At 62.3% G+C, this 5,794-nt stretch carries 6 protein-coding genes and 1 pseudogene; 2 read left to right on the forward strand and 5 right to left on the reverse strand.

Annotated elements, in window-relative coordinates:
• Positions 1-110: 110 nt before the first annotated feature.
• A pseudogene (locus AB5S17_RS23195) lies at positions 111-707 on the reverse strand (transposase); the annotation flags it as partial.
• A 294-nt stretch (positions 708-1,001) separates the two neighbouring features.
• On the opposite strand from AB5S17_RS23195, the gene AB5S17_RS23200 reads away from it, so the two are divergent.
• Positions 1,002-1,328 (forward strand): hypothetical protein, encoded by a 327-nt coding sequence (locus tag AB5S17_RS23200; RefSeq protein WP_369243551.1) that lies wholly within the window; start codon positions 1,002-1,004, stop codon positions 1,326-1,328.
• Between the two features lie 15 nt (positions 1,329-1,343).
• Here AB5S17_RS23200 and AB5S17_RS23205 read toward each other — a convergent pair whose 3' ends face one another.
• The 4 genes from AB5S17_RS23205 to AB5S17_RS23220 all read right to left on the reverse strand — a co-directional run bounded on the left by AB5S17_RS23205 (position 1,344) and on the right by AB5S17_RS23220 (position 5,527).
• Positions 1,344-2,753 carry an HlyD family type I secretion periplasmic adaptor subunit gene (locus AB5S17_RS23205; RefSeq protein ID WP_369243552.1) on the reverse strand — a complete coding sequence of 470 codons (1,410 nt, stop codon included), beginning with the start codon at positions 2,751-2,753 and terminating at the stop codon, positions 1,344-1,346.
• 43 nt (positions 2,754-2,796) lie between these two features.
• Positions 2,797-4,563 carry a type I secretion system permease/ATPase gene (locus AB5S17_RS23210; RefSeq protein ID WP_369243553.1) on the reverse strand — a complete coding sequence of 589 codons (1,767 nt, stop codon included), beginning with the start codon at positions 4,561-4,563 and terminating at the stop codon, positions 2,797-2,799.
• Between the two features lie 413 nt (positions 4,564-4,976).
• Positions 4,977-5,189 (reverse strand): hypothetical protein, encoded by a 213-nt coding sequence (locus tag AB5S17_RS23215; RefSeq protein WP_369243554.1) that lies wholly within the window; start codon positions 5,187-5,189, stop codon positions 4,977-4,979.
• Between the two features lie 137 nt (positions 5,190-5,326).
• Positions 5,327-5,527, reverse strand: coding sequence for a hypothetical protein (locus tag AB5S17_RS23220; RefSeq protein ID WP_369243555.1), 201 nt, complete (start codon positions 5,525-5,527; stop codon positions 5,327-5,329).
• Here AB5S17_RS23220 and AB5S17_RS23225 point away from each other — a divergent pair.
• Positions 5,429-5,656 carry a hypothetical protein gene (locus tag AB5S17_RS23225; protein ID WP_369243556.1) on the forward strand — a complete coding sequence of 76 codons (228 nt, stop codon included), beginning with the start codon at positions 5,429-5,431 and terminating at the stop codon, positions 5,654-5,656. The genes AB5S17_RS23220 and AB5S17_RS23225 overlap by 99 nt on opposite strands.
• Positions 5,657-5,794: the final 138 nt, after the last annotated feature.

Below are 5,794 nucleotides of genomic sequence, written 5' to 3' on the forward strand. Positions count from 1 at the left end.
AACATCCCGCCCGCCGAAGCAGAAGCCGCCTACTACGCTCAGCTTGAGGCCGTGCCGATCGCCGCGTAGGACTCAAGCCAACCGGTCTCCGGGAAAGTCGGCGCGGTTCACTCGGCCTCCGAGGTGCCGATCTCCATGCCGAGGACTTCGCGCCGTCCATCGGCGTTGACGCCGACGGCGATGATCACGGCGACGGAGACGATACGGCCGCCGCGACGGACCTTCAGATAGGTGGCGTCGATCCACAGATAGGGCCAGTCGCCTTCGATCGGCCGCTCCAGGAAGGCTTTGACCTTGCCGTCGATCTCCTCGCACAGGCGGCTGACCTGGCTCTTGGAGATGCCGCTCATCCCCATCGCCTTCACCAGGTCATCAACGGAGCGGGTCGAGATGCCCTGGACATAGGCCTCCTGGATGACCGCCGTCAGAGCCTTCTCGGCCATGCGCCGCGGTTCCAGGAAGCTCGGGAAGTAGGAGCCCTTGCGCAGCTTCGGGATGCGCAACTCGACGGTGCCGGCCCGCGTCTGCCAGTCCCGTTCGCGATAGCCGTTGCGCTGGGCCAGCCGCAGCGGGCTCTTCTCGCCATAGCCGGCACCGGTGGCGGCGCCCACCTCCAACTCCATCAGCCGCTCGGCAGCAAAGCCGATCATCTCGCGCAGAAGATCGGCGTCGGGTGTCTTCTCCACGAGCGCCCGCAGGTTCATCATCTCGTCGGTCTTTCCGGTTCGGCTTGGGTCAGCAACCAGACCCTACCGGAGATCGCCGGTGACCACCGCGCCGCTGATGCCGCCCTTCAGCGCGATGATCGGCGCGGGCATCATCAGTGGCGCTACCGCCGAGCTACACCACTCAAGGGGACGCCATCATCCCACCACCAGTCATCTTCACAGGAGACTGGCAAATCCAACTTGAAGAGGTACGGATCGCCGCGTAGATCGCAAGCCGATCGACAGCCCCGAAGCGCGCCGCTGCTCAGGGCCCCTTTTTCCACGGACGTTTCTATGAAGATCCTTGTTTATATCGGTATAGTCATAATCGTCGCAGCCTTGTGCTATTGCTCCCTCGTTCCAGGCTGGCTAAGGCCTCAGTCTAAGCTGAGCGGGAATCTAGAACACGCACTGGCTTATTTTGTGGCGGCCGTGGTGATTGTGATCACCATCAAGGACCCCTTCCAAGCCTTATTCCTGCTGTTCATACTTGCGGCCCTGTTGGAGACCGGACAGAAGTGGATTCCTGGACGTACCGCCGCCTTTTCCCATTTTCTCTATAGCTGCAGCGGCATCATAGCAGGCGGAATCGTAATGAAGAGCGTCCTGGTGATGGTGTAACCGCCACGCCAGATTTCACTTCTCGTTCATACCATGAACCAACTGGTCGGTCAGTGGCTTGGTAAGATAATTAACAAGCGTCCGAGTTCCTGTTTGAATTAATACCTCAGCCGGCATCCCGGCCTGAAGCTGGCGGCCCTTCAGCTTCTTCATTTCCTCGGGCGGTGTCTTCACTTCTACGCGGAAAAAGGGCGCTCGATTTGCCTGTTCGATGCGATCACCGGAACGTGCGACCACTTTACCCATCACCACTGGCGTCGCGCGCAGATCTAGAGCCGAGAAGCGGACTTCTGCGGCTTGGCCGATGGACACGTTGTCGATGTCCAAAGGCGAGACCTGCGCTTCCACTAGGAAGTCGCCGTTTTTCGGCGCGATCTCCATCAATGCTTCGCCCGGAGCAATGACCCCCCCGATGGTGGTCACAGCGAGGTTCTGCACCGTGCCCGATTGAGGAGCGCGAATTTCGAGGCGCCCGAGAATGTCTTTAGCAACGAGATATTGCTGCCGGAGGTCGGCCTCCTTCGATTCGGTATCCCGGAGCTGAGCGACCACGTCCTCGCGAAACTTTTGACGGGTCTGGACGATCTGCATGTTGGCTTCGGATATCTGTTCCTGCGAACTTCCGATCTGAGCAGTGATGTCGCCGATTTCACCGTGGAGCTGGGCGGCGCTGCGCTTGAGCTCGAGGACCCGCGACTTGTTCGTCAAGCCCTTTTTGAGGAGGCTATCAAGGGCGGCAAGTTCCTCGCCGGTCAGATCAACCTGCTGCTGTTTGGAGATGCGCTGGGCATCGAGCCCGTCGATGATCGTCTTGAGCTGCGTGATCTTCTGCTTCAGAAGATCGATGGTGGTCACCAGGGTCTTATGCCGCTCGTCAAATTCTTGGCGCTGACCGGCCAGGATAAGACCGACCTTGGGATCGTCCTGGCGGGAAATGAGTTCGTTCGGGAAGGTGACCATCTCGGCGCCGCCGCGCTCTGCATTGAGACGAGCCTGAAGAGCAAGCTGGGTATCTAGCTGGTTGCGCAGACGCATGATGTTGGCTTTGGCCTGCGTATCATCAAGGGTGATCAGGAGCTGACCTGCCTTTACCTGCTGCCCTTCGTGCACATGAAGGCTCTTGATGATGCCTCCTTCGAGGTGCTGGATGACGCGCAGCTTACCAGCGATGATGACCGTGCCGGGAGCGGCCACGGAGCTGGCGAGTGGCGCAGTCGCGGCCCAGACCCCGGCGCCGAAGAAGGTGACCGTCACGATCACCAATCCCACGGTTATCGGACCGCGTGCCGAAACCGGCGCGGTAACGGTGTTGGGATCGTTGTCTTCGTCCTCGGAAGAGAAGACGGTCTTGATCGCTAAAGGCAGGCGACGGACAAGGTCTATAGCCTTCGGTGTTTCCGATGGGACCGACAATTCGTTGCTCATCGTGCGATCTCCGTTCCCTGGCGCAGGAGCATTTGCGTCTGGCTCAAGCAGCACCGGTAGCGCCGGCCCGCGTCATATGGGTGACTTGGCCCATGTGCTGCGGCTGCGCGGAAGCGCTGGCGCCATTCAGGCGCTCCAGCACCGCCTTGGTGGGCCCGTACATCGTCAGCGTGCCGCCGGTGAAGACAGCGAGCTTGTCCACCTCGTTGAGCAGCGACACCCGATGGCTGATGACGATAACGGTGCGCTTCTCGGCCTTGGCCGCGCGCAGGGCCAGGGCCAGGGCCGCCTCGCCCTGACTGTCGAGACTGGAATTGGGCTCGTCGAGAATGATGAGCTTGGGGTCACCATAAAGCGCGCGCGCCAGGCCGATACGCTGGCGTTGCCCACCCGACAGCGAGCGGCCCGATTCACCAACGCGCGTATTGTATCCGTCCTGCATCTGCAGAACCATCTCGTGGACACCGGCCTTCTGGGCGGCCGCCACCACAGCCTTCGGGTCGGCGTCGGAGAAGCGGGCGATGTTCTCCGCGATGGTGCCGGAGAAGAGTTCCACATCCTGCGGCAGATAGCCGATATGAGGGCCGAGCAGTTCCGGATCCCAGTTGTCGAGATCGGCGCCGTCGAGGCGCACATGCCCCGAAAGCGGCGCCCAGACACCGGTCAAGGCCCGCGCCAGAGTCGACTTGCCGGCGCCGGACGGACCGATGACGCCAATGATCTCGCCGGCCTGAATCTCCATGTTGACGCTCTTCAGCGTGGCATTGCGCGATCCGGGAGGGGCGACGACGAGCTGCTCGATGCTGACTGCGCCGGTAGGATCGGGCAGCTGCATGCGCGCCGCCTCGGGAGGAAGGGATGCGAACATCGACTGCAGGCGGGCATAAGCCGTGCGGGCGGCCACGAAGCCCTTCCATTGCGCGACGGCAGCCTCCACCGGCTGCAAAGCACGGCCCATGAGGATGGAGGAGGCGATCATCGCGCCGGGGGTGATCTCGGCCTGCAGAACCAGATAGGAGCCGCCGCCCAAGATCGCGACCTGAAGGAACACGCGAACGAATTTCGAAAGGGAGATGAGTACACCGCCACGGTCGCTCGCCTTGGCCTGAAGGCCGAGGGCCTGGTCGTGGAGCACGCTCCAGCGCCGCGTCACTGATCCCATCATACCGAGAGCATGGACGACTTCGGCGTTGCGCAGCGTCATGGCGACATATTGGTTGGCGTTGATCGAGGCGACGGTCGCCGCCTTGAGGTGCTTGCGCGTCATCAATTCGTTGGCCAGCGCCAGCGCGAAGATGATGACGGCGCCGACCGTGGCGATGACGCCAATCCAGAAGTGGATCATATAGCAAACCGCCAGGAAGATCGGCATCCATGGCGCATCGCAGAAGGTGATGATCGCCCCGCCGGTCAGGAACTCCCGCAGCGTGTCGAGGTCGCGGATCGGCTGGGAATACTGCCCGCCCGGCGCGCGCAAATGGCCACGGAAGGCGGTGGCGAAGATGTCCATCCCAGCCTTGCGATCGAACTTCGCGCCGCTGCGCACCAGGATACGCGAGCGGATGCTCTCTAGCGCCGCCGAGACCAGGAGCAGCGAAACGGCGAGGATGGTCACCATGACGAGCGTGACGACGCTGCGGCTCGAGAGCACCCGGTCATAGACCTGGAGCATGTAGAGCGGGCTGACGAACATCAGAATGTTGATGAAGAAGCTGAACAGGGTGACAAAGAGAAAGTTGCGCCGGCAGACGGCGAGATAAGCTCCGACCGTCCTCTTCTGTTCTGATAGCGTCACATCGACCTCTTGCAATTGCGGGTCGCCCCGGCCGTCCCGACCGTGGTGCTCGCCCTGCGTGCCTGCCGCGCTCTCTTACGCCTAATGCTAAACTGCGCCAAGGCTTTGAAGCTCTTTCGGCGACGGAATGACCTTTTTACCATACCGCCCGCACCGCCGAGGCCCGAAGTCGTTTCGGGTAACGTCCGAAAAGACCTGTCCCAAGGGGGACCGGGACGGCGAACCGGAGGCCGGGCCGGATCCTTTGAACCTGCCGGTGACGAAGCCGCTGCTGCTGCACGGCTTCTGCTTTCCCGTTCTCTCGGGCCGCGTCAGTCCTGCGGGAAGCCGCGCCCCCCATCCCGGACAGGCCTTCGCGGCGTCGGCTTGCCCGGCGTGGTCGCGCCGAGCGCGGCGACGGAACGCGTTCGGCCGGTCTGTACGACCCGTCAGCCGATCGCCTTCTTCGGCAGGGCCGCCCGCAATGCGCTTGCATAGGCCATGCGCGCGGTCCTCAGAATGGCGAGGTCCTGCTCCGTCTCTGCGATCTTGCGATCCGTCACTTGAAGGTTGGCCACATGACCCATCGCCTCCTTCGAGAGGCTGGAGGCGTCATAGGCGACATCGTCAAAGATGACGGTGTTCGGATCGGTCAGCGACATGGACATGCTCCTGATTGGGAAGAAGGACGTCTTTGGCACGTCCCCAGAAGTTAGACCACCTGCAGCGCCGAAAGCATCCGGCCTGGCGCGCGGTGATCAGTTGATCCGGTTCTGGCTCTTTGCGAAGGCTGCTTTGCCTACGGTTCGGCGGCGGGCGAGCTTGGCGACGCGTTCTGGATCTCGTCCAGGTCTATGGTTTCAGGATCTAACGCGCCGCCCGACCAGCGCATCAGATGGTCATGGTCTTCGTGGTCGGGATCGGCGACGGCATCGAGGAAGAGTTCAAAGCCTGGAAGACCGCCGACGTCTTCGGGCGGGGCTCGGTGCTGGCGCTCGATGAAGCGCGGGTAGGTCAGTCCGCCGAGAACGGTCAGATCATCCTCTGCGTGGATGAGGGGAGTGGTCTGGTGGTCGAGACGGATGGGGAGCCGTTCTTCGTTGAGGAGGGCGAGCCACTGAGCCACTGAGTCACTGAGTCACATTTGGTCGCTGCTGAACCGCGCCGACTTTCCCGGAGACCGGTTGGCTTGAGTCCTACGCGGCGATCGGCACGGCCTCAAGCTGAGCGTAGTAGGCGGCTTCTGCTTCGGCGGGCGGGATGTTGC

This window comes from Jiella sp. M17.18, assembly GCF_041027365.1.
GTDB lineage: Bacteria > Pseudomonadota > Alphaproteobacteria > Rhizobiales > Rhizobiaceae > VKMB-3413.